19 protein-coding genes are annotated in these 22,163 nt (G+C 64.4%); 11 read left to right on the top strand and 8 right to left on the bottom strand.

Annotated elements, in window-relative coordinates:
* Positions 1–26 precede the first annotated feature (26 nt).
* From tsaE to trxA, 6 genes are all read left to right on the top strand, one after another.
* Complete coding sequence (gene tsaE, locus KG698_RS10725; protein WP_213685577.1) at positions 27–575, top strand: tRNA (adenosine(37)-N6)-threonylcarbamoyltransferase complex ATPase subunit type 1 TsaE; 549 nt, start codon at positions 27–29, stop codon at positions 573–575.
* The gene (locus KG698_RS10730) at positions 572–1,546 is read left to right on the top strand and encodes a phosphotransferase (RefSeq protein WP_213685578.1); all 975 of its coding nucleotides are present in this window, start codon (positions 572–574) and stop codon (positions 1,544–1,546) included. The genes tsaE and KG698_RS10730 overlap by 4 nt, the downstream gene beginning before the upstream one ends.
* Positions 1,543–2,232, top strand: coding sequence for a nucleotidyltransferase family protein (locus KG698_RS10735; RefSeq protein WP_213685579.1), 690 nt, complete (start codon positions 1,543–1,545; stop codon positions 2,230–2,232). Before KG698_RS10730 ends, KG698_RS10735 begins: the two co-directional genes overlap by 4 nt.
* Positions 2,225–5,203, top strand: a complete 2,979-nt coding sequence (gene addB / locus KG698_RS10740; RefSeq protein WP_213685580.1) for a double-strand break repair protein AddB — start codon at positions 2,225–2,227, stop codon at positions 5,201–5,203. Before KG698_RS10735 ends, addB begins: the two co-directional genes overlap by 8 nt.
* The gene (gene addA / locus KG698_RS10745) at positions 5,200–8,580 is read left to right on the top strand and encodes a double-strand break repair helicase AddA (protein WP_213685581.1); all 3,381 of its coding nucleotides are present in this window, start codon (positions 5,200–5,202) and stop codon (positions 8,578–8,580) included. Before addB ends, addA begins: the two co-directional genes overlap by 4 nt.
* A gap of 61 nt (positions 8,581–8,641) precedes the next feature.
* Positions 8,642–8,962, top strand: coding sequence for a thioredoxin (gene trxA / locus KG698_RS10750; protein ID WP_213685582.1), 321 nt, complete (start codon positions 8,642–8,644; stop codon positions 8,960–8,962).
* 59 nt (positions 8,963–9,021) lie between these two features.
* Here the strand turns inward: trxA and KG698_RS10755 are convergent, their stop codons facing one another.
* The 3 genes from KG698_RS10755 to KG698_RS10765 form a co-directional block, all read right to left on the bottom strand.
* Positions 9,022–9,360, bottom strand: coding sequence for a hypothetical protein (locus KG698_RS10755; RefSeq protein WP_300983614.1), 339 nt, complete (start codon positions 9,358–9,360; stop codon positions 9,022–9,024).
* 23 nt (positions 9,361–9,383) lie between these two features.
* Positions 9,384–9,542, bottom strand: a complete 159-nt coding sequence (locus tag KG698_RS10760; protein WP_213685749.1) for a hypothetical protein — start codon at positions 9,540–9,542, stop codon at positions 9,384–9,386.
* 112 nt (positions 9,543–9,654) lie between these two features.
* Positions 9,655–11,829 (bottom strand): transglycosylase domain-containing protein, encoded by a 2,175-nt coding sequence (locus KG698_RS10765; protein WP_213685583.1) that lies wholly within the window; start codon positions 11,827–11,829, stop codon positions 9,655–9,657.
* A 269-nt stretch (positions 11,830–12,098) separates the two neighbouring features.
* Between KG698_RS10765 and KG698_RS10770 the strand changes: the two genes are divergently transcribed.
* Positions 12,099–12,437: a P-II family nitrogen regulator gene (locus tag KG698_RS10770; RefSeq protein ID WP_213685584.1), complete on the top strand. Its 339-nt coding sequence runs from the start codon at positions 12,099–12,101 to the stop codon at positions 12,435–12,437.
* Between the two features lie 35 nt (positions 12,438–12,472).
* On the top strand, positions 12,473–13,810 hold the full coding sequence (gene amt / locus KG698_RS10775; protein WP_213685585.1) for an ammonium transporter: 1,338 nt from the start codon (positions 12,473–12,475) through the stop codon (positions 13,808–13,810).
* Positions 13,811–13,997: 187 nt separating this feature from the next.
* Here the strand turns inward: amt and KG698_RS10780 are convergent, their stop codons facing one another.
* Positions 13,998–14,906, bottom strand: a complete 909-nt coding sequence (locus KG698_RS10780; protein WP_213685586.1) for a rhodanese-related sulfurtransferase — start codon at positions 14,904–14,906, stop codon at positions 13,998–14,000.
* A gap of 78 nt (positions 14,907–14,984) precedes the next feature.
* Between KG698_RS10780 and pncA the strand changes: the two genes are divergently transcribed.
* Complete coding sequence (pncA, locus tag KG698_RS10785) at positions 14,985–15,590, top strand: bifunctional nicotinamidase/pyrazinamidase (protein WP_213685587.1); 606 nt, start codon at positions 14,985–14,987, stop codon at positions 15,588–15,590.
* Between the two features lie 6 nt (positions 15,591–15,596).
* Here pncA and KG698_RS10790 read toward each other — a convergent pair whose 3' ends face one another.
* From KG698_RS10790 to efp, 3 genes are all read right to left on the bottom strand, one after another.
* Complete coding sequence (locus KG698_RS10790; RefSeq protein WP_213685588.1) at positions 15,597–16,634, bottom strand: YeeE/YedE thiosulfate transporter family protein; 1,038 nt, start codon at positions 16,632–16,634, stop codon at positions 15,597–15,599.
* Between the two features lie 194 nt (positions 16,635–16,828).
* Positions 16,829–17,962 (bottom strand): class I SAM-dependent RNA methyltransferase, encoded by a 1,134-nt coding sequence (locus tag KG698_RS10795; protein WP_213685589.1) that lies wholly within the window; start codon positions 17,960–17,962, stop codon positions 16,829–16,831.
* 10 nt (positions 17,963–17,972) lie between these two features.
* On the bottom strand, positions 17,973–18,539 hold the full coding sequence (gene efp, locus KG698_RS10800; RefSeq protein WP_213685590.1) for an elongation factor P: 567 nt from the start codon (positions 18,537–18,539) through the stop codon (positions 17,973–17,975).
* A gap of 88 nt (positions 18,540–18,627) precedes the next feature.
* Here efp and epmA point away from each other — a divergent pair, with 88 nt between their 5' ends.
* Positions 18,628–19,635: an EF-P lysine aminoacylase EpmA gene (gene epmA / locus KG698_RS10805; RefSeq protein WP_213685591.1), complete on the top strand. Its 1,008-nt coding sequence runs from the start codon at positions 18,628–18,630 to the stop codon at positions 19,633–19,635.
* 52 nt (positions 19,636–19,687) lie between these two features.
* On the top strand, positions 19,688–20,980 hold the full coding sequence (gene pncB, locus KG698_RS10810; RefSeq protein ID WP_213685592.1) for a nicotinate phosphoribosyltransferase: 1,293 nt from the start codon (positions 19,688–19,690) through the stop codon (positions 20,978–20,980).
* A gap of 6 nt (positions 20,981–20,986) precedes the next feature.
* On the opposite strand, the gene KG698_RS10815 is transcribed toward pncB, so the two are convergent.
* Positions 20,987–21,829, bottom strand: a complete 843-nt coding sequence (locus tag KG698_RS10815) for a hypothetical protein (protein ID WP_213685593.1) — start codon at positions 21,827–21,829, stop codon at positions 20,987–20,989.
* Positions 21,830–22,163: the final 334 nt, after the last annotated feature.

The raw sequence follows: 22,163 nt of genomic DNA on the forward strand, positions 1-22,163 counted from the left end.
GGTGGGATGGCTAAACTTGGCCCGTGATGAGCACCCCATATCTCCCAGCCAGCGACCCCGAGCTTTCCGCCCCTCCAACGGGATGGATCGCACATGAAAGCTGTGCGCTCCCCGGACCCGAGGCAACAGCCGCGCTGGCCCAGTCCATCGCGCCGCTATTGCGCCCCGGCGATAGCGTGCTTTTGCAAGGCCAGCTTGGCGCGGGCAAAAGCCATTTCGCCCGCGCCTTGATCCGCGCGCTGCTTGGCCCCGCGGGGCAAAATACCGATATTCCTTCGCCCAGCTTCACCCTTGTGCAAAGCTACGACACCCCCTTGGCCGAGGTTTGGCATGCCGATCTTTACCGCCTTTCCGACCCTTATGAGGTGATCGAGCTTGGCCTTGATCTGGCGATGGAACAGGCGATCTGCCTGATCGAATGGCCCGACCGGATCGCCCCTGATTGGCCCGCCACCGCCGTCTGCTTGCGGCTTGAAACACCGCCCCCTTCCCCCGAGATGCGCATCGCCACGCTGATCGCGCCACCCGGTTGCGATCTGGCCGCGCGCCTTGCGCCTGCGATGGTGCGCCCATGACCGCAACCCTTGCGCCGTTTTTGCGTGATGCGGGCTGGCACGATGCCGTGCAACGGCCATTGGCGGGCGATGCCTCGGCCCGGCGCTACCTGCGCCTTGCGCGCGGCGATGATCGTGCCATTTTGATGCAAGCCCCGGTTGCCAGCACGCCCGAGCGTGACAGCCTTGCCGCCTTTCTGCGCATCGGCGCGCATCTGGCAGCACTGGGCCTTTCCGCGCCCCGGATCATCGCCGCTGATTCCGCCTTGGGCCTTATCTTGCTCGAAGATTTCGGCGATGCCACGCTTGCGCGCCTGTTACAAACCGACCCGGCCCGCGCCCATGCTGCCTATCTTTGCGCGCAAGATGTGACCGAGGCGCTGGCGCAAGCGGCCCTTCCCGATTGGATCTCCCGCCCCGATCCAAAGGCACAGGCAAGCATGATCGCGCTGACGCTTGATTTTCTGCCAAAGGGGCATGGTCTGGCCGCGCTTGAACCCATGCTTGCCACGGCGCTTGCCGCCCATGCCGATGGCCCCCCGGTCTTGGCTTTGCGCGATTATCACGCCGACAACCTGATCTGGCTGCCCGACCGCCAAGACACGCGCCGGATCGGGCTTCTCGATTTCCAAGACGCGGTGGCACTGCCCTTGGGCTATGATCTGGCCTCGCTCATCGACGATCCGCGCCGCGACATCCCCGCCGATTGGCGCGGCGCGCTGATCGCGCGCTTTGCCGCCAACCACGGCTTGCCGCAAGATCAGGCAAGCGCGCGCATCGCGACACTTTCGCTTTTGCGCAACCTGCGCATCCTTGGCATTTTCCACCGCTTGGCAGGGCAGGGGGGCAAGCCGCACTATCGCGCCTATCTGCCGCGCACGGGGGCGTTGATCGACCGCGCCGTGTCCGACCCGGCCTTGGCCGCGTTGCGCCCCGCCGTGGCCGCGTTGCGCGCGCTGACCGCCCCTTGGGCCGAAGGGGCCGCCGCATGACGCCCGATGTGATGATCTTGGCTGCCGGTTTTGGCACCCGCATGGGCGCGCTGACCGCTGACCGACCCAAACCGCTGATCCCGGTCGCGGGCCGTGCGCTTCTCGATCACGCGATTGCCGCCGCGCGCGCAGGGGGCGGCCAGATCGCGGTCAACGCCCATTACCGCGCCGACCAGATCGCGGCACATCTGGCCACGCATCACCCCGATATCGCGCTCTCGGTCGAGATGCCCGCGATCCTTGATTCCGGCGGCGGCATCAAGCGCGCGCTGCCGCATTTGCGCAGCGATCCCATCGCCACGCTCAATGCCGATGCCGTCTGGGCCGGACCGCCGCCGTTGTCTGTTCTGACGCAGGCATGGGATGGCGCGCGGATGGGCGCGCTTGTCCTGCTCGTGCCGCGCGCGCGCGCCACAGGGCGGCAGGGCGGCGGCGATTTCACCCCCGATCCGCAGGGGCGGCTGGCGTGGGACCGCGCCGATACGGGCCTTGTGCATACCGGCGCGCAACTCATCGCGCCCGCCCTTTTGGCCGATCACCCGGAAGAGGTTTTCTCGCTTCTCGACATTTGGCAAGCGCTGATGGATGCGGGGCGCTTGTTCGGCGTCACCTATCCCGGCCATTGGGCCGATGTCGGCCACCCCGAGGGCATCGCACAGGCCGAGGCGATGCTGGCCCATGCATAAGCTCTTTCCGCCCACCCCCGGCCCCCGCCTGTTCGCCACCCCCTTGGGTGTCGATTTCTGCGCTGCGCTGATCGACGGGCTCGACCGGCTTTTGACAGGTCAACCGCCCGAGGCCATCGCGCGCGTCGATCTCTATGTTGCCAATGCCCGGATGGAGCGGCGCTTGCGCACGCTTTACGCACAGCGCGGCGCGGGCTTTTTGCCGCGCATCCGCCCGGTTTTGGCGCTGGGCGAGGGTGCCGATATCGCGGGTATTCCGGCGGCCATCCCGCCCCTGCGGCTGCGGCTGGAATTGGTCCGCCTGATCGGCGCGCTGCTCGATCACAATCCCGATCTCGCCCCGCGCGCGGCGCTTTACGATCTGGCCGATAGCCTTGCCGATTTGATGAGCGAAATGTTCGAAGAGGGCGTCAGCCCATCAGATATCGCCGCCCTCGACATGGCCGAACATGCCGAGCATTGGCAGCGCGCGCAAAGTTTCCTTAAGATCGTGACCCATTTCATGGCCGACGAGGCGGCGCTGACCCAAGCCGCGCGCCAAACCCGGATCGTGGCCGCCCTTGCTGCCCGCTGGCGCGACGCCCCCCCCAGCCATCCGGTGATCGTCGCAGGCTCGACCGGCTCGCGCGGGGCGACCGCGCAGCTGATGACGGCGGTGGCGGGCCTGCCGCAAGGGGCGGTGATCTTGCCCGGGCTTGACCGCGCCATGCCGCGCGATGTCTGGGCGCGGCTGTTGCAAGACCGCCATGCTGGCCTTGATGGCGAGGATCATCCGCAATACCGGCTTGCCAAATTCGCCGACCGTCTGGGGCTTGATCCCCATGCCATCCCCGATTGGCCCGCCGCCGCCCGCCCCGTGGATGGGCGCGATGCGCTGGTGTCGCTGGCGCTGCGCCCCGCCCCCGTCACCGATCAATGGCTGGCCGAGGCACCGGGCTTGCGCGATGTTGGCCCCGCCATGAAGGGCGTCACCCTTCTCGAAGCGCCCAACCCACAGGCCGAGGCGACAGCCATCGCGCTGCGCCTGCGCCAAGCCGTGGCCGAGGGGCAGCGCGCCGCCATCATCTCGCCCGACCGGGTGCTGACGCGCCAGATCACGGCGGCCTTGGCGCGTTGGGGTATCCGCCCCGATGACAGCGCGGGCCAACCCCTGTCGCTGGCCCCGCCCGGCCGCTTCTTGCGCCATATCGCAGCGCTTGCCGCGCGCCCCGCCGACCCGGAAAGCCTCGCGGTGATCCTCAAGCATCCGCTGTGTCACACGGGTCTGGATCGCGGCGATCACCTCAACCGCACCCGCGATCTGGAGTTGCAGCTATTGCGCCGCATGCCCGGTGTGCCTTCGCGCGCGCGGCTGGTCGATTGGGCGGCCAAGCGCGACAAGGACACAGGCGCGATGGATTGGGTCACCTGGCTTGCCGATCACATCTTGGCCCCCGCCGATCCCGCGCCGATCCCCTTGGCCGACCGTGTCGCGCGCCATATCGCGCGGGCCAACGCCCTTGCCGCCGGTCCCGGCCAAGACGGCAGCGGCGACCTCTACAAGGAAATGGCAGGCGAGGCCGCCGCCGCCCTGATGGCCGAATTGGTGGCCGAAGGCGCGCATGGCGGCCCGATCTCGGCCATGGATTACCGCGATCTGTTCGATGCGCTGACCCGCGACCGCGAGGTGCGTCAACCGCTTTTCCCCCATGCCGATGTGCTGATCTGGGGCACGCAAGAGGCCCGCGTCCAAGGGGCCGACCTGTTGATCTGCGCCGGGCTGAACGATGGCATCTGGCCACCCGCGCCCGGTGCCGATCCATGGCTGAACCGCAGCTTGCGCGCAAAGGTCGGCCTGCGTCTGCCCGACCGGGTGATCGGGCTTTCGGCGCATGATTTCCAACAGGCGATCTGTGCGCCGGAGGTGTGGCTGACCCGCGCCGCCCGCAATGCCGAGACCGATACCATCCCCTCGCGCTGGCTCAACCGCTTGATCAACCTGATGGAAGGGGCCAGCGACGAGACACGCGCCACCCTCCAAGCCATGCGCGACCGCGGCACCGCAAGCCTTGCCATGGCCGAGGTGTTGCTAACCCCAACCGCCACGATCCCCTTTGCGCCGCGTCCATCGCCCGCCCCGCCGCCTGCCGCAAGGCCCAAGCGCCTTGCCTTGACCGAGGTCGAAAAGCTGATCCGCGACCCTTACGCGATCTATGCCACCCATGTGCTTGGCCTGCGCGCGCTTGATCCCTTGCGCAGCGATCCCGACGCGCGGCTGCGCGGCACGATCTTGCACAAGGTGCTTGAGCTGTTTGTGAAGGAAACGCGCGACGCCCTGCCGCCCCCGGATGCGGCCTTGGCGCTTTTGATGTCGCTCACCGACCGCGTGCTGGATGATGAGGCGCCGTTCCCTGCCGTCCGCCGCATGTGGCGCGCCCGTATGGCACGCGCGGCGGGCTACTTCCTCGAGACCGAGATTACCCGCCGCCAGCGCGGCGCGCCCTTGGCCCCCGAGGCGAAATCGGAATGGCTGGTTCCCGGCACCGGCGTCACGCTGGTGGGCAAGGCTGACCGCATCGACCAGATGCAAGATGGCCGTTTTGCCATCTATGACTACAAAACCGGCGCGCCGCCTACGGCCGAGCAGCAAGAGTTTTTCAACAAGCAACTCTGGATCGAGGCGCTGATGGTGGCCGCCGGCTGTTTTGGCCTGCCCAAGGGCAGTGTCGCGGGCCATATCGCCTATATCGGCCTTGGCGCAAATCCCGACATCGTTGCCCATGATCCCAGTGCCGGTGAACTGGCCGAAATGGCCGCGCGGCTTAGCAAGCGGCTTTTGCATATGCATGATCCCGATTGGGGTTTTTCGGCCCGCCGCGCCGTGCCCGACACGCGTTTCAAGGGCGATTTCGACCAGCTTGCCCGCTATGGCGAATGGGATGAAACCGATGCGCCCCTGATCATCCGCTTGGGCCAAGGCGGTGACGCATGAACGAGGCAAGCCGCGCCCAGATCAACGCCGCAGCCCCCGCCACCTCGGTCTGGCTTTCGGCCAATGCCGGGTCGGGCAAGACCCGCGTGCTGACCGACCGCGTCGCGCGGCTCTTGCTGCAAGGCGTCGGCCCCGAACGCATCTTGTGCCTGACCTATACCAAGGCCGCCGCGATGGAGATGCAGAACCGCCTGTTCAAGCGCTTGGGCGAATGGGCGATGATGCCTGACGCCAAGCTGCGCGCGGCGCTGCAAGAGATCGGCGAGGATGCGATTGACCCCGACCGGCTGGGGCGCGCGCGCACGCTTTTTGCCCGCGCGATCGAGGCACCGGGCGGCCTCAAAATCCAGACCATCCATTCCTTCTGTGCCACGGTTCTGCGCCGCTTCCCGCTCGAGGCGGGCGTCAGCCCCGGTTTCACCGAGATTGATGAGCGCGTGCAGGCCCGGCTGATCGCCGATCTGCTCGATGATATGGCCGACAGCACGGCGGCGGATGCCATCGACACCATCGCCGATCTGCTCTCCGATGATGATGGGTTGCGCAAACTGGCCCGCGCCGTGGCAGGCGCGCAAGATGCGCTGGCCGATCCTTGGGATTGGGCGGCGATCTGCGATTGGGCGGGGATCGCCCCCGATCTGACCGAGGATCAGGTGATCGCCACGGCATTGGATGGCGGCGAGGGCGATCTTGCCACGGCGTTGGTCGCCCATCTCGACCACGCAGTCACCACACAGGCCAAGCTGGCCGCGCGGCTTGGCACCATGCCATGGGCGGCGATGCGGCTGTCCGATCTGGCCACGCTCGAGGCTGCCTGCCTGACCATGTCGGGCGAAAAGGAAGGCACGCCCAAATCCTTTGCCAGCGCCAAGGTGCGCGCCGCGATGGGCCCCGATCTTGTCGCGGCCTATGACGCCTTGGCCGAACGTGTGGCCGATGCCCGCCCCCTGCGCCTTGGGCTGATGACCGCGCGCCGAACCCATGCGCTGCACCGTTTCGCGGCCGCTTTTCTACCCCGCTACGCACAGGCCAAGGCGCTGCGCGGCTGGCTTGATTTCGACGATCTGATCCGCGCCACACGGCGGCTTTTGACCACCGAAAAGATGGCCCAATGGGTGCTCTTTCGCCTCGACGGCGGGATCGACCATATCCTTGTCGATGAGGCGCAAGATACCAGCCCCGCCCAGTGGGAGATCGTCAAGACACTCGCCGCCGAGTTTGCCGCAGGCGAGGGTGCCCGCCCCGAGATTGCCCGCACCATCTTTGTCGTGGGTGACAAGAAACAGTCGATCTATTCCTTCCAAGGGGCCGATCCCAAGGGGTTCGACCTGATGCGCGACCATTTCGCCGCGCGTCTGTCGCAGGTGGATATGCCCTTTCACCCCGGCGAATTGCTCTATTCCTTCCGCTCGGCCCCGGTGATCTTGTCGCTGGTCGACCGGGTGGCCAATGGCGCGGGCGCGCCCGGTGTCGGCCCCGATGTGCTGCACAAAGCCTATCACGGCACCCGCCCCGGCCGCGTCGATCTTTGGCCCGCCATCCCCGAGACGCCCAAGCGCGAGAAAGTGGCGTGGGAAGACCCCCAAGACCTTGTGACCGCCGATCACCATACCAGCCTTTTGGCCAATGCCATCGCCGCGCGCATCGCCGCGATGCTCGCCGCGGGTGAGCCGATCATGGTCAAAGACGAACGCCGCGCGGTCACGGCGGGCGATATCTTGATCTTGGTCCAGCGCCGCTCTGGCCTGTTTCACAAGATCATCGCCGCGCTCAAAACCGCCGAATTGCCCGTGGCGGGGGTGGACCGCGCCGCCATCGCCGAGCCTTTGGCCGTCAAGGATCTGATCGCGCTCATGCGCTTTCTGGCCCTGCCCGAGGATGATCTGTCGCTGGCCACCTTGCTGCGCTCACCCATCTGCGGCTGGGATGAAGCCGCGCTTTACGATCTGGCCCAGCCGCGTGCGCAAGGTGCCTTTCTCTGGGAGGTGCTGCGCAAATCCGAACAGCGCTGGCCGGAAACCGTCGCCATGCTGCGCGATCTGCGCGATCGGGCCGATTTCCTGCGCCCCTATGACCTGCTTGAGCGCGCGCTCATCGATCATGGCGCGCGCTTGGCCTTGATCGCGCGCCTTGGCCCCGAGGCTGAGGATGCCATCGCCGCCATGCTCGACCAAGCGCTGGCCTACGAGGCGATGGAGGTGCCAAGCCTGACGGGGTTCGTCGGCTGGCTTGAGGCGGGCGAGGTGACGGTGAAACGCGATCTGGCCAAACCCAATGGCCAAATCCGCGTGATGACCGTGCATGGCGCCAAGGGGCTCGAGGCACCGGTGGTCTTTTTGCCCGATACCGCGATCCCGCATCATGGCGGCGGCAACCGGATCGATCTGATCACAGCCGATGATGGCCCCTGCCTTTGGCCGCGCGCCGATAGCGCCACGGCCGCCGTGCGCGCCGCACTTGCCGCCCGCGCACAAGCGCAAGAAGAAGAGCGCAATCGCCTGCTCTATGTGGCCATGACACGCGCCGAAAGCTGGCTGATCGTGGCCGCTGCGGGCAAGGTGACCAACAAAGATCCCGATCCCACCCAAAGCTGGTATGCCGCTGTCGCCGATGCCTTGCAGGCCAGCGCCGCCACACCCTATGCGCCGCCTGAAATTCCGGGCGATGGTGGCTTGCGCCTGCAATCGGGCGATTGGTCGCCCATCACCACCCCCGCCGACCCGTCGCCGCCCAAGATCATCTTGCCCGATTGGGCCATCACCCCCGCCCCAGCCGCGCGCCGGGCCGAGCAGGGGCGCAGCCCCTCGGACCTTGGCGGCGCCAAGATCATGGCCGGTGCCGATGAGGGGCTGGCCGAGGCTGCGGCGCTGCGCCGGGGGCGGTTGATCCATTTGCTCTTTGAGCATCTCCCCCTGATCCCGCCTGCGGGCTGGGCCGCCGCCGCCCCCGCGATCCTTGCCCGCGAACCGGGCGGGGTGCCGCCCGATGAGGTGACGGAATTGCTGGCAGAAGCCGTGGCAAATCTGACCGATCCGGCATTGGCCCATCTTTTCGCCGCTGATACGCTGGCCGAGGTGACGCTGACCGCCGACACCCCGGCGCTGGGCGGGCAGATGCTTGGTGTCATCGACCGGCTTGTGGTCTCAGATACCCGCGTGCTGGCAGTTGATTTCAAGACCAACGCCGCCATCCCCCCCGGCCCCGCCATGGTGCCAGAGGGGCTTTTGCGCCAAATGGGGGCCTATGCCGCGATGCTTGGCGCAATCTATCCCGACCGACGGATCGACACCGCGATCTTGTGGACCCGCACCGCAACGCTCATGCCCTTGCCCGGCCCGCTGGTCGCTGCGGCACTGACGCGCGCGGGCGGTCCTTGACCCTGCGGCGCGCCATCCTTACCTTCCCACCTCGATCCCATTCGCCAGGAGGGCATATGCCATGGCCACACACGCCGTTTCCGATGCTACATTCGACGCCGAAGTGCGCCAGTCCGATATCCCCGTCGTGGTGGATTTCTGGGCCGAATGGTGCGGCCCCTGCAAACAGATCGGCCCAGCCCTCGAAGAGCTGTCCGAGGAATATGCCGGTCGCGTCAAGATCGTGAAGGTCAATGTCGACGAAAACCCGCAAGCCCCCATGCAGATGGGCGTGCGTGGCATCCCCGCCTTGTTCATGTTCAAGGATGGCGAAGTCGTCTCCAACAAGATCGGCGCAGCGCCCAAGGCCGCGCTGCAAAAATGGATCGACGACGCGGTCTGATACCGCGCGCGGCTATCGCTGAAAGGCGCCCCTTGGGGCGCCTTTCTTTTTGCATCTGCTCAATAGCGATGGGGCAGGGCGAATTCCGCGCCATCTAAATTGATGATCCGTGTGGCATAAACCTCGCGCGGGCCGTCATCATCGACGCGACCGATCACTGTGATCATCTCGCCCTGTGCCGCAGGCACCCTGTTCGGCCCGACATAGACCGGCACCTGTCCGCTGGCATCTGACAAGATGAATTCATCCTCATCCGTGATCCGCAGAACGACACCGCGCAACATGACCTCTTGTCCGGGTCGCAGCGCCCCGATCTCGGTCAGCGCCATATCGCCTTGGCCCATCGCCGCCGGGGCAAGCGCCGCCAGCCCCATGGCAAAAAGGGTCGCTTTCGCCAATATACGCCGCATCGGCACCCTCACTAATCCAAGGCCAAAAGCAACAAGATCAGCGCAGCAACCCCCATGGCCACCAGCGCCCAACGCGGTAAGGTCAGGGTCACATCCGCCCGCAACCAAGCCGCAATGTCATGGCCGCGCTGATTTGGGGTCGCCCCCGCTCTTGTCTTGTCCTGTGTCATCGCCAAACACCCCGCTTGTTAAACCGCCGTCGCAGCAGAGGTGGCGGCGCGGAGCCTTGGCGACAAGCGGCCCCCTCGCGATCTATGCGATAGGAAAAAGCTAAGGAGTGGCTCAGTTCCGCCCCAAAAGCCCGTTCAACACCCGCATCAGGATTTGCTCGGCCTCGTCTTGCGGGGCGGTTCCCGGAAACGCCCCCTGTGGGCGGGCCGCTTGCGGGCGGGCCAGCGCCTCGGCCACCGGGTCGATCGTCGGCAAGGGGCTCGCGGGAAGATCGCGGTGGATGCGCTCCATCGTCTGGCGCCAGATCTCGGCCGGAAGCCCGCCACCCGTCACCCCCGTCAGGGGGCTGTTGTCGTCATAGCCCATCCAGACCCCCGCGACGTAATCGCCGGTAAAGCCGATGAACCAAGCATCGCGCTGGCTATTGGTGGTGCCGGTCTTGCCCGCCACGGGCCGATCAGCCAGCCGCGCGCGCTGTCCCGTGCCCTCGGCCACGGCCATCGACATCATATAGGTCAATTGCCGCGCCGCGCTTTCCGAGATGACGCGCTCTTGTATCCCTGTCATCTGCGCAAACATCGGGTTGGCATCGCCCACCAGCCGCAATTCCTGCACCCCATAGGGCAAAACCGCCGAGCCGCCGTTCAAAATGCCCGCATAGGCCCCGGTCATTTCGATCAGCGTCGCCTCGGATGCACCCAGCGCTAGCGCCGGCCCCGCCGCCAGATCGCTGGCGATGCCAAACTCGGCGGCAACCGTGCGCACCAAATCGCGGCCAACCTCTTCGGAGAGCCGCACCGCGGCGGTGTTGAGCGACCGCGCCAACGCCTCGGTCAGCGTCACCTCGCCGTAAAACTCGCCCGTGTAATTCTCGGGCGACCAAGGGCCAGAGCCGGGAATATTGATCGTCAGGGCCGCATCAAGGATCAGATCATCGAACCGCCACCCCAGATCAAGGGCTGCGGCATAGACGAAGGGCTTAAAGCTCGACCCCGTCTGCCGCATCGCTTGCGACGCGCGGTTGAACAATCCCGTGCCAGCCGTATCGCGCCCGCCCACCATCGCGCGCACCGCACCATCGGCCGACATCACCACGATTGCCGCCTGCGCCTCCGAGCCTGCGCGCACTTGGTTCTCAAAGACCTCGGCAAGTGCGCCTTCGGCGGCTGCCTGCATCGCGGGGTCAAAGGTGGTGCCGATGATCACATCCTCGGTCGTGTCGCGGGTCAGGAAATCGGGGCCGCTTGCCATGATCCAATCGGCAAAAGCACCGCCGCGATCCTGCCTTGCGGCATTCGACAGCAAGGCGGGTTCGGCCTGTGCGATGGCCGCCTGTGCGGCGCTCAGATAGCCCTGATCCTCCATCAGCCGCAGCACGGTGGCCGCGCGGCGCTGGGCGCGCTCAAGGTTGCGCGTCGGCGCATAATAAGAGGGCGCAACCAACAACCCCGCCAGCATCGCCGCCTGTTGCGGGCTGACCGAAGCCGCCGAGACGCCGAAATAGCGCTGTGCCGCCGCCTCGAAACCGCGCGTGCCCGCCCCAAGGAAAGCGCGGTTCATATAGATCGACAGGATCTCATCCTTGGAATAGCGAAACTCCATCGCCAAGGCGAAGGGCATTTCCTGCACCTTGCGCCACAGCGTCGTGCGCCGACAATCTTGCTCATAGGCGGCCTCGTTCTCCCATGCCGCCGCGTCGAATGGCACGCCCAGACACATCAGCTTGGCCACCTGTTGGGTGATGGTTGATCCACCATGCCCCGATAGCGGGCCGCGCCCCTCGCTCAGATTGATCCGAATCGCGCTGGCGATGCCGCGCGGGCTGATGCCGAAATGGCGGTAAAAGCGCCGATCCTCGGTCGCGACAATGGCATGCACCAGATGCGGACTGACGCTGGCCGGATCAATCGCGCCGCCGAACTGATCGCCGCGCCACGCAAATACCGTGCCGTCGCGGTCCAGCATCGTGACAGAGCCGCGCGTGCGCGCATCCACCACCGCCGCCAGATCGGGCAATTGCGCGTAATAATAGCTGGTTGCGGCCCCCAAGATCAGCATCACCACCACGGTGCCGCGCCAGATCAGCCCCCAGATGATGCGCCAGATCAGCCCGAAAAACGCCCCGATCCAGCCGCGCAACCCACTTGGCCGTGGCCGCGCGCGCCGCGTCTTGCGTGGCTTGGGCGGGCTTTTGCGCACCGGCTGCCCCACCGCAGCACCACGCCGATCCGCAACAATGCGGCGACCGCTCGCGCTGGGCCTACGCCCGTTTCCGGAACTACTCATCTCACTGACCTGCCTCTTTTTACGCGAAACATATGCAAATTTGAGTCGCTTGTGCACTCAATTCGCCGCAGTGCCGCATCTTTACTTCGCACAAAATTTAATCATGGAAACGGATTTGCGCAAAAATAATGCAACTTCGCCTCCCGGTTGCGTGGATTCGTGCCGCAAGGATTGCCCCCAGCCCGCCTGCTGCATGTCTTGAGGCAGTGTCGGCCGCAAATGGTCGGGTCGGCCGAAAAAACCGGACCAACAACCGGAAGGGGTAAGACGTGAAACTCATTATTGCAGCGATCAAGCCGTTCAAGCTCGAGGAGGTCCGGGAAGCCCTGACCACCATCGGCGTGCGCGGCATGATGGTGACCGAGATCAAAGGCTTTGGCTCGCAATCCGGTCACACCGAAATTTACCGCGGCGCAGAATACGCCGTGAACTTCGTGCCGAAAGTAAAGCTCGAGATCGTGGTGTCCGACGGCATGGCCGACCAAGTGGTCGAAACCATCCAGAAAACCGCCAAGACCGACAAGATCGGCGACGGCAAGATTTTCGTTCTCGATGTGGAAAGCGCAGTGCGCGTCCGCACGGGTGAGACCAACGACGACGCGGTCTGATCCCGCGCCCTTTCGACGAAAAGGATATCGTAGAGATGAATACCAAGTTTCTCCTCCCGCTCGCAGCCGTGGCAACCGCCGCGCTGATGCCGAGCTTGGGTCTCGCCCAGGAGGCATCGACCGCGCCTGCGGCTGAAACCTCCTATATCTTCACCACGCTTCTGTTCTTGATGGGCGGCTTCCTTGTGTTCTGGATGGCCGCAGGCTTTGCCATGCTCGAGGCGGGCCTTGTCCGTTCCAAGAACGTCACGATGCAGCTGACCAAGAACATCGCGCTCTTTTCCATCGCGGCCGTGATGTATTGGCTGGTTGGCTTCAACATGATGTATCCCGGCGACGGCTGGCTGATCGAAGGCTGGCTTGGCCCGTTCTTCGCGATCACCTCGCTCGAACCCATGGGTGTCGCGGCTGCCGATACGACCATTGATTACGCCTCGGTCGGCTCGGATTTCTTCTTTCAGCTGATGTTCTGCGCCACCACCGCGTCGATCGTTTCGGGCACCTTGGCCGAGCGGATCAAGCTGTGGCCCTTCCTTGCCTTCGTTGTCGTGCTGACCGGCTTCATCTACCCGATCGAAGCGTCTTGGCAGTGGGGCGGCGGCTGGCTGTCGGCGGCGGGCTTCCACGATTTCGCAGGCTCGACCCTTGTGCATGCCGCAGGCGGTGCTGCTGCGCTGGCTGGTGCCATCATCCTCGGGCCGCGTATCGGCAAGTACAAAGATGGCCGCATCACGCCGATGCCGGGCTCCAACCTCGCGCTTGCGACGCTGGGTACCTTCATCTTGTGGCTGGGCTGGTTCGGCTTCAACGGCGGCTCGCAGCTGGCGATGGGCACGGTGGGTGATGTGGCTGATGTCTCGCGCATCTTCGCCAATACCAACATGGCGGCTGCTGCCGGTGCCATCGCGGCGCTGATCTTGACACAGGTGCTTTATGGCAAGGTCGATTTGACCATGGTGCTCAACGGTGCGCTGGCCGGCCTTGTGTCGATCACTGCTGAACCGCTGGCCCCCTCGCTGTTCTTGGCGCTGATCATCGGTGCCATCGGCGGCCTGATCGTGGTGGTGACTGTTCCGCTGCTCGACAAGCTCAAGATCGACGATGTCGTCGGTGCGATCCCGGTGCACTTCTTCGCCGGTATCTGGGGCACGTTGGCTGTGGTTTTGACCGGTGGCTACACCGGCGAGGCGACGCTGGGCGCACAGATCCTCGGGATCGTGTCGATCATCGCCTTCGTCTTCGTGACCTCGCTGATCGTGTGGGTGATCATCAAGGCAGTGTTGGGCCTGCGCGTCAGCGCCGAGGCCGAGGTCAACGGCCTCGACGTTTCGGAACTGGGCATGGAAGCCTATCCTGACTTCACCAAAGGCTGATCCGTCTCCTCCCTTCGGATCATCTTGGGGGCGCCTTCGGGCGCCCCTTTTTTCGTCTGCCTCGGGTGCGCCTTAGGGCGTGTCGCGTTTGATCAGTCCGCTATATTCAGCGCAACAGGCGAGGCAGCGTTTGCAAGGCATAACGCGTTCGCCTGTTGCGCTGAATGCGATAGAACGCGACACGCATCTAAAGATGCGACCCGATATGCCGCGCGCCACGCGCTGCGGCCAGTTTGATCTGGCGTTGACGTTCACGAAACCGCGCGCGGTCGGCCTCGGTGTAATCACCCTCGCAGCGATGGCATTGCACCCCTTCCTCATAGGCGGGATGCGCCCGATCTGCATCTTCAAGCGGTCGCCGACATGCCCGGCATAGCCCATAGGGCAAAACCGCAAGGCCATGCCCCACCGCCACCCGCTCGTCAAAGACGAAACAACCCCCATCCCAAAGACTATCCTCCTGCGGCACCTCTTCGAGATACTTCAAGATCCCGCCCTTCAGGTGATAGACCTCCTCCACGCCCTGCGCCTTGAGGAAGGCGGTCGATTTCTCGCAGCGAATACCGCCGGTGCAGAACATCGCGATGCGCTTGTTGTGAAAACGGTCGCGGTTCTCCTCCCACCAGCGCGGAAAATCGCGAAAGCTTGTCGTGCCGGGATCGACCGCGCCGCGAAATGTGCCGATGGCCACCTCATAGTCATTGCGCGTATCGATCACGGCCACATCAGGCGCGCTGATCAGTTCATTCCACGCCTCGGGCGCGACATAGGTTCCCACAATGGCGCGCGGGTCGGTGCCCGGTACGCCCATCGTCACGATCTCGCGCTTGATACGCACCTTCATCCGGCCAAAGGGCTGGGCCTCGGCCGTGCTTTCCTTCCACTCCAGATCGGCACAGCCGGGCAGGGCGCGCAGATGCGCCAAAACCGCATCGATCCCCGCGCGTGGCCCCGCAATCGTGCCATTGATCCCCTCACCCGCCAAAAGCAGCGTGCCCATCACATCATGTGCGGTGCAGACCGCGAAAAGCGGATCGCGCAGCGCCTCGGGCGCGGCAAAGGGGGTGAATTTGTAAAGTGCTGCAACGATGATCATGGCCGCCAGATACGCCGTTGCGCCGCGCCGCTCAAGCCGTAGGGTAGGGCAACCATCACATCCCAGCCGGAGGCACCGATGCAGGCCACCACCCATGCGCTTCTCGTCATCGACGTTCAGAATGATTTTTGCCCCGGCGGCGCATTGGCCGTGCCGGGCGGCGATACCATCGTGGCAGGCATTAACGCGCTGATGGGTGATTTTGCCGCCGTGATCCTGACGCAAGATTGGCACCCATCGGGCCATTCCTCTTTCGCCTCATCCCATCCCGGCCGCGCGCCCCTCGAGATGGTCACCATGCCCTATGGCCCACAGGTGCTTTGGCCCGATCACTGCGTGCACGGCACAGGCGGCGCGGCGTTCCACCCCGCGCTAGCGACCGACCGCGCCGACCTGATCATCCGCAAGGGCATGAACCCCGCCCTCGACAGCTATTCCGCCTTTTTCGAGAATGACCGCACAACGCCCACGGGCCTTGATGGCTATCTGCGCAGCCGTGGCATCGACCAGCTGACCATGGTCGGCCTCGCCACGGATTTTTGCGTGCATTATTCCGCCGTCGATGCTGCCAAGCTGGGCTACCGCGTGCGCGTCGCCCAAGAGCTTTGCCGCGCCATCGATTTGGGCGGCTCGCTTGCGGCGGCGCAAACAGCAATGCGCGACTGCGGTGTCACGCTCGCCTGACCCCGCTCATTCAGCAGGCAGCAAATCCCGCGCCCCGCCACGCCGCGCCAAAACGGCGTCGGCGGCATAGATGCCCGCGACAATCGACCCAAAGCCGATGATCGCGCTCACCCCCAAGCTCGGCAAACCGGCCAGACCCGCACCCATGGTGCAACCGCCCGCCAAGACACCGCCCACACCCATCAGCGCCGCACCGCCAAGGCTCCGCCCCATCTGGCCCGCGCTCTCGAAACTCTCCAAGCGGAACCGCCCTGTGCCAAGCGCCGCAATCAGCGCGCCCGCCAAAACACCGCCCACCAGCCCGCCACCAAACCCGACGCTGGTCACCTGTGCCGCAACACCCCAAAACAGCGCCTCGGCCCATGGCCCGGTAAAGCCCAAACCCTCCAACGCGATGGGATCAAATTCATCGTAAAGCACAAAGCCCGTCCCAACCCACGCCAGCGGCACCAAGGCCCCGATCAGCGCACCACCCAGCACGCCCGGCCAGCGCGCCCCCGCGCGCAGCACGACCAAAAGCGCCGCCGCCGCGATCACGGCCGCCCATAGCCACGCCGCCCCCGGCAAGGCACCCAGCGGCACAACCATAGCGCCCAAGCTCATACGCAACGGCGCCAGCGCACCTTGCAATGTCGCCTGCGCCGCCAAGGCCGCCACCACGATCGCCACCAAGGCGCGCAAATTCCCCGTGGCCGACAAGACCGTCAACCGCGACAAGCACCCGCGTGCCAAAACCGTGCCCAGCCCAAAGAGCAAGCCACCCAGAACCAATCCCAACACCGGCACGGACCCCGCAGCAAAGCGATGCCCCTCAAATGACACCAGCCCCAAGGCGACCGCCCCTTGCGTGCCGATCACCGCCACGACAAGCGCCATGGCCCATACCGCCCGCGCATCGGCGCGCTCGGCCAATGGTCCAACCAGCGCGCGGCGCAGACAAAACTGCGTGACCTGCGCCAGCGCCCCGAAACACAGGCCAATCGCCACCCCAAACCAAAGTGCTGCCACCTGTGGCGTGACACCAAGACCCAGTGTTTCAAACATGGCAAAGCTCCAACAGGCAGGAATAGCCCAGCCCGCGATCTAGGCCTTGTCCACGCGCATGGCAAATCCCCGCATCGGATCAAAATCCGCCAAAAGACGTCTGAATTGAAACAAACGTTCCATGCAGCGACAGAATGCGCGACGGTATCGGTCCCAATGTCCTGTGCCCCTGACGCCGGTCCCTTTTTTACCAATCAGCCGATCACGCCCTGCCAAAGCCAGACCTTGGTGCCCGAATGATCCACCGGCCCCACCGGCTCGAGCGATAGGCCCGTAGCCTTCGCCAAGCCCTGATCGGGCGTCACGATCCCAACCTTCCAGCCCGCAAACCGCGCGCGCAGCGTGGCACCCAGCGCGCCATAAACGGCAAAGAGCAATTTCCGCTCCCCGATCCGCGCGCCATAGGGCGGGTTGGTCAAGACGATCCCCGGTGCCATCCCCTCGGGCGGCATCAGATCGCTCACCGCTTGCCGCGCAAACCGGCACAGGCCCATGATCCCCGCGCGCGCGGCATTGCCCTGCGCCCCCAAGATCGCCCCATCATCGCGGTCAAAACCGAAAAACCGCACGCCCCCTTCTTCGTTTTCCAAATATCCCGGGGAGCGCGAGGGGCAGCGCCCCTCGTTCCCGCCGCCCACCAGATGCGCAAAGGCGAAATCGCGCGACCGCCCCGGCAACAGCCCTGCCGCGATCTCTGCCGCTTCCAGCACGATTGTCCCCGATCCGCACATCGGGTCGACCACCGCTTGGCTGCCGTCAAAGCCCATTTGCCACAAGAACCCTGCCGCCATCGTCTCGCGCAAGGGGGCTTTGCCGACGAATGTCTTATGCCCGCGCCGGTGCAGCGGCTCGCCGCTCGTGTCGATGGAAATGGTGCACAGATCATCCTCGATCCGCGCCTTGATCACCAGGGCCGCATCCGATGCAACGGTGATACCCGCCGCCGTGATGGCACCCGCGATCCGCTGCACCGCCGCCTTGTCATGATAGATTTTCGAGGATCGGCAGACCGCCTCGACCCTAACCGGCTGATCGGGGCGCAGCCACGCGCCCCAGCCGAGTTTGCGCGCCCGCTTATCAAGCTGCGCCAGATGCAGTGCGCGAAATGCGGCCACCCGCCACAAGACCCGCACCGCGCGGCGCAACACATGGTTGGCGCGCATAGCCTCTGCCAACCCACCGGCAATCTCGACCCCGCCGGCGACCTGCCGCGCATCGGCGAAACCTGCCGCCTCGGCCTCGGCCAAAAGGGCCGCTTCCAGCCCCGGCTGGGCCACCAGAAAGACAACGCCCAGCCCACCGACCGGGCTGGGCGCATCATCTTGCATCGAAAAACCCTTAGTCCTTGGACCGCTCGACATAGGTGGCGTCCTCGGTATTCACCACGATCCGCGTGCCCGGCCCGATATGGGCAGGCACCATCACGCGCACGCCGTTGTCCGCCATCGCCGGCTTGTAGGACGAGGACGCCGTTTGCCCCTTCACCACGGGCTCGGTCTCCATCACCTCGACCGTCACCTTTTGCGGCAACTCGATGGCGATGGCGATGCCATTATGCACCGACAAATGCACCGACATGCCGTCTTGCAGCCAGACCTTGGTGTCGCCCACCACATCCTCGGTCACGGTGATCTGCTCATAGCTTTGCGGCTCCATGAAGTGGAAGCCTTCGCCATCGGCATAAAGAAAATTGAAAACACTATCTTCCACATGGGCGCGCATCACGCCCTCGGTGGTTTTCCAGCGTTCGCTGACCTTGGTGCCGTTATCGATCCGGCGCATATCGACTTGCGTCACGGGCGTGCCCTTGCCGGGGTGGAAATTCTCCGCCTTGAGAATGACATAAAGCACACCGTCGATATCGACGACATTGCCCTTACGAAGCTGGGACGCGATGACCTTCATGGAAGCCTCCGGAATTGTTGCCGCTTGAGGGGGCGCGCCCCTCGCGTTAGACGCAGCCGTTACCCCATCCGCTGCGAAAGGGCCAGCCATGACATGGTGGCATCGTGACACCCACGCCGACCGTCGCCCCCTGCTTCTGGCGCGCGGTCGCATCATGGCCGCGATCCGCCACTGGTTCACAGACCAAGGCTTTGTTGAGGTTGACCCAGCCTATCTGGTCGTCTCCCCCGGCAATGAGACGCATCTGCACGCCTTTGAGACCACCGCCTGCGACGAGGCCCTGCAAAGCCGTCACCGCTACCTGCATACCTCGCCCGAGTTTGCGATGAAAAAGCTCCTTGCGGCGGGCGAGGAGCGGATCTTCACCCTCTCCCGTGTCTGGCGCAACCGCGAGGGGGGGCCGCGCCACGCGGTCGAGTTCACCATGCTCGAATGGTATCGCGCAGGCGAAGGGTATGAGGCGCTGATGCAAGATTGCGCCGCGATCCTGAAGATCGCCGCCAAGGCCGCTGGCGTCACAGCCTTCCGCCACCGTGACATCACCTGCGACCCCTTCGCGCCACCCATCCGCACCACGCTGGCAGCGCAGGCCGCGCGCCATGGCGTCGATCTCTTGGCCACGCTCGATGATCCGCCGCGCCTTGCCGCCCAACTCCACGCCATCGGCATCCCATCTGCCGCCGATGACACATGGTCCGACCTCTTTTCCCGCCTCCTGACCGCGCGGATCGAACCGGGGCTGGGTGCTGGCCCCGTCATCCTCGATGCCTACCCGGCACCCGAGGCGGCCCTTGCCCGCAAATCCCCCGCCGACCCGCGCACCGCCGAACGGTTCGAGCTCTTCGCCTGTGGCGTGGAACTGGCCAATGCCTTTGGCGAGTTGACCGACCCCGCCGAGCAACGCGCGCGCTTCATCGCCGATATGGACGCCAAGGAACGGATTTACGGCACCCGCTACCCGCTGGATGAAGAGCTTCTGTCGGCCCTCACGCACATGCCCCCCGCCGCGGGCTGCGCGCTGGGCTTTGACCGGCTGGTGATGCTGGCGACGGGTGCGCCGCGCCTCTCCGATGTGCAATGGACACCACCCGCCTAGACAAGCCGCCCCCCCCTTGCTCTAACCTGCAGGGCGCGCAAAGGAATCCGCCATGGTCGATATCGCTACCCGTGTGTACAACCATAAATGGAAGATCGATCCGATCGTCCGCTCGCTCATCGATACCGATTTCTACAAACTCCTGATGTGCCAATCGGTGTTTCGCAACCGCCCCGACACCACCGTCACCTTTTCGCTGATCAACCGCACCACCCGCATCCCGCTTGCCCATCTGATCGACGAGGGGGAGCTGCGCGAACAACTCGACCATATCCGCACCCTGCGGCTCACGCGCGGCGAAAGCACATGGCTGCGCGGCAACATGTTCTACGGCAAGCGCCAGATGTTCACCCCCGAATTCATGGAATGGTTCGAGGCGCTGCGCCTGCCGCCCTACCATCTCGAACGCGTCGGCGATCAGTACGAGCTGACGTTCGAGGGCCCTTGGCCCGAGGTGATGATGTGGGAAATCCCCGCCCTTGCCGTGCTGATGGAACTCCGCTCGCGCGCCGTGCTGCGCCATATGGGCCGGTTCGAGCTTCAGGTGCTCTACGCCCGCGCCATGACCAAGCTCTGGGAAAAGATCGAGCGCCTGCAACCCACCCAAGATCTGCGCATCGCCGATTTCGGCACCCGCCGCCGCCACTCCTTCCTGTGGCAAGATTGGTGTGTGCAGGCGATGCAAGAGGGGCTGGGCCGCGCCTTTGCCGGCACCTCCAACTGCCTCATCGCGAAAAACCGCGACCTCGAGGCGATCGGCACCAACGCCCATGAACTGCCCATGGTCTATGCCGCGCTGGCCGAAACCGACGCCGCACTCGCCCGCGCCCCCTATGACGTTCTGTCCGACTGGCATGAGGAGCATTCGGGCAATTTGCGCATCATCCTGCCCGACACCTACGGGACCGAAGGGTTCCTGTCCCGCGCCCCCGATTGGCTGGCGGGCTGGACCGGCATCCGCATCGATTCAGGCGATCCCGCAAAGGGGGCCGAGACCGCGATCCGCTGGTGGCAATCGCGCGGCGAAGACCCGCGTGAAAAGCTGGTGATCTTCTCCGATGGCCTCGACGTCGACCGCATCGCGGAACTGCACGCCCAATTCTCCGGCCGCGTGCGGGTGAGCTTCGGCTGGGGCACGCTGCTCACCAACGACTTCCGCGGGCTGGTCGCAGACGACGCGCTTGCGCCGTTTTCGCTGGTCTGCAAAGCTGTGGCGGCGAACGGCCGCCCCACGGTCAAGCTGTCCGACAACCCCGAAAAGGCGATGGGGCCGGAGGCGGAGATCGCCCGCTACAAGCGGGTGTTCGGGGTGGGCGAGCAGGAGCGGGTTGAGGTGGTGGTTTAGGTGAAATTAATACGAAGGTGGTCTTGCTATGCTGTTTGAGACGCCCTCAATAATCTTTCCAAGGCGGCGCATTTTCAGGTCATGATCATAGCAGCAATGTAGAAGCCAAATCCGCTTCCACAAATCGCTTTCTGCGGGCATCCACTCGACAGACAGGCCAAGACCCTGCGCCTCTGAAAAGTCGATCACGGCCCCATGGGAGTTGTATGTGTCGGACGAAGATATTTTTCCAATAACTTCAGACACTTTATCGGGTTTTGCGCTGCTCAGCATCCCTTGAGATAGTATCTTCTCCGCGAGTTGTATCATCCGAGCAACGGCCGATTGCGCAAGGGATCTAATTACAGGTTGTTGTGTCTCGTCGTCAGCAATGAACTGACACGGGACAGCACCTATGTTTGGCAAGACAAACTGAGGATCAATTGGACCCAGTTCAGAGTTTACTCCCAAAAGGATTTTTTCTGACGACATCGCAATCACCGTTCCACCTGACTTCGCCAAGCTAGGAACAATGACACGGTATGAAGCAACGCGCGACTTAAGCACAGTTACGAACTTTTCTACCGCATCAACCGACCCACCTGGGGTCTGAATGATGAGGTCTATGGTATTTCCTGTTAGTCCATCGATTACTTCAGAAAGATCATCGGGATCTGAGTGGTTTATGGCCTCAGATAAACTCGCGAAGTACACTACCAACTCCCGACCGGTCTGCTCTTCAATGTCACTGATCAGCAACTGTCTGAGGTATCGGTCCTTTTCCTTCGCCCAGAACTTAGAAGATTGCGAAGGTAGTTCGTTCGTTCTCGGAAACTGGTTGCTCAGCCGTTTTCTTGGGCTCTTGGACATACAAAAAACCTGATCTTTCCGCTTCAAACAAAAACGATGAGTCAAGCGCATCAAGGTACTCACCACCACTCACGAGCGGCCGGCTACGAGTAAGACGATCATCTTTCTGGCGCTCAGGCAACTGCGCTGGTCTACCGATGAAGTACATGTTGCGATCCCCACTTTACTGACGGCCACTGCATTATTGTGCATTGACTCTTAACAGAATCTGATTCGCAGGTCGATTCCTTACACGGACAGTGTGGTTCTCTGATGGGTAAATGCAAGCCACTAAGAGGGTGACACGACGTCTCGCGCTGTTTTTTGCCAAGAGGAGCACTCGCAGACCGGCCGC

It is taken from the genome of Roseicyclus sp. (assembly GCF_018402035.1).
Classification (GTDB): Bacteria; Pseudomonadota; Alphaproteobacteria; order Rhodobacterales; family Rhodobacteraceae; genus Roseicyclus.

Coding starts and splice junctions, on each gene's coding strand:
- tsaE (WP_213685577.1), top strand. CDS start 27: ATGAGCACCCCATATCTCCCAGCCAGCGACCCCGAGCTTTCCGCCCCT.
- KG698_RS10790 (WP_213685588.1), bottom strand. CDS start 16,634: ATGTTTGAAACACTGGGTCTTGGTGTCACGCCACAGGTGGCAGCACTT.
- amt (WP_213685585.1), top strand. CDS start 12,473: ATGAATACCAAGTTTCTCCTCCCGCTCGCAGCCGTGGCAACCGCCGCG.
- addA (WP_213685581.1), top strand. CDS start 5,200: ATGAACGAGGCAAGCCGCGCCCAGATCAACGCCGCAGCCCCCGCCACC.
- KG698_RS10735 (WP_213685579.1), top strand. CDS start 1,543: ATGACGCCCGATGTGATGATCTTGGCTGCCGGTTTTGGCACCCGCATG.
- KG698_RS10760 (WP_213685749.1), bottom strand. CDS start 9,542: ATGACACAGGACAAGACAAGAGCGGGGGCGACCCCAAATCAGCGCGGC.
- KG698_RS10765 (WP_213685583.1), bottom strand. CDS start 11,829: ATGAGTAGTTCCGGAAACGGGCGTAGGCCCAGCGCGAGCGGTCGCCGC.
- KG698_RS10730 (WP_213685578.1), top strand. CDS start 572: ATGACCGCAACCCTTGCGCCGTTTTTGCGTGATGCGGGCTGGCACGAT.
- addB (WP_213685580.1), top strand. CDS start 2,225: ATGCATAAGCTCTTTCCGCCCACCCCCGGCCCCCGCCTGTTCGCCACC.
- KG698_RS10780 (WP_213685586.1), bottom strand. CDS start 14,906: ATGATCATCGTTGCAGCACTTTACAAATTCACCCCCTTTGCCGCGCCC.
- efp (WP_213685590.1), bottom strand. CDS start 18,539: ATGAAGGTCATCGCGTCCCAGCTTCGTAAGGGCAATGTCGTCGATATC.
- KG698_RS10795 (WP_213685589.1), bottom strand. CDS start 17,962: ATGCAAGATGATGCGCCCAGCCCGGTCGGTGGGCTGGGCGTTGTCTTT.
- pncB (WP_213685592.1), top strand. CDS start 19,688: ATGGTCGATATCGCTACCCGTGTGTACAACCATAAATGGAAGATCGAT.
- trxA (WP_213685582.1), top strand. CDS start 8,642: ATGGCCACACACGCCGTTTCCGATGCTACATTCGACGCCGAAGTGCGC.
- pncA (WP_213685587.1), top strand. CDS start 14,985: ATGCAGGCCACCACCCATGCGCTTCTCGTCATCGACGTTCAGAATGAT.
- epmA (WP_213685591.1), top strand. CDS start 18,628: ATGACATGGTGGCATCGTGACACCCACGCCGACCGTCGCCCCCTGCTT.
- KG698_RS10815 (WP_213685593.1), bottom strand. CDS start 21,829: ATGTCCAAGAGCCCAAGAAAACGGCTGAGCAACCAGTTTCCGAGAACG.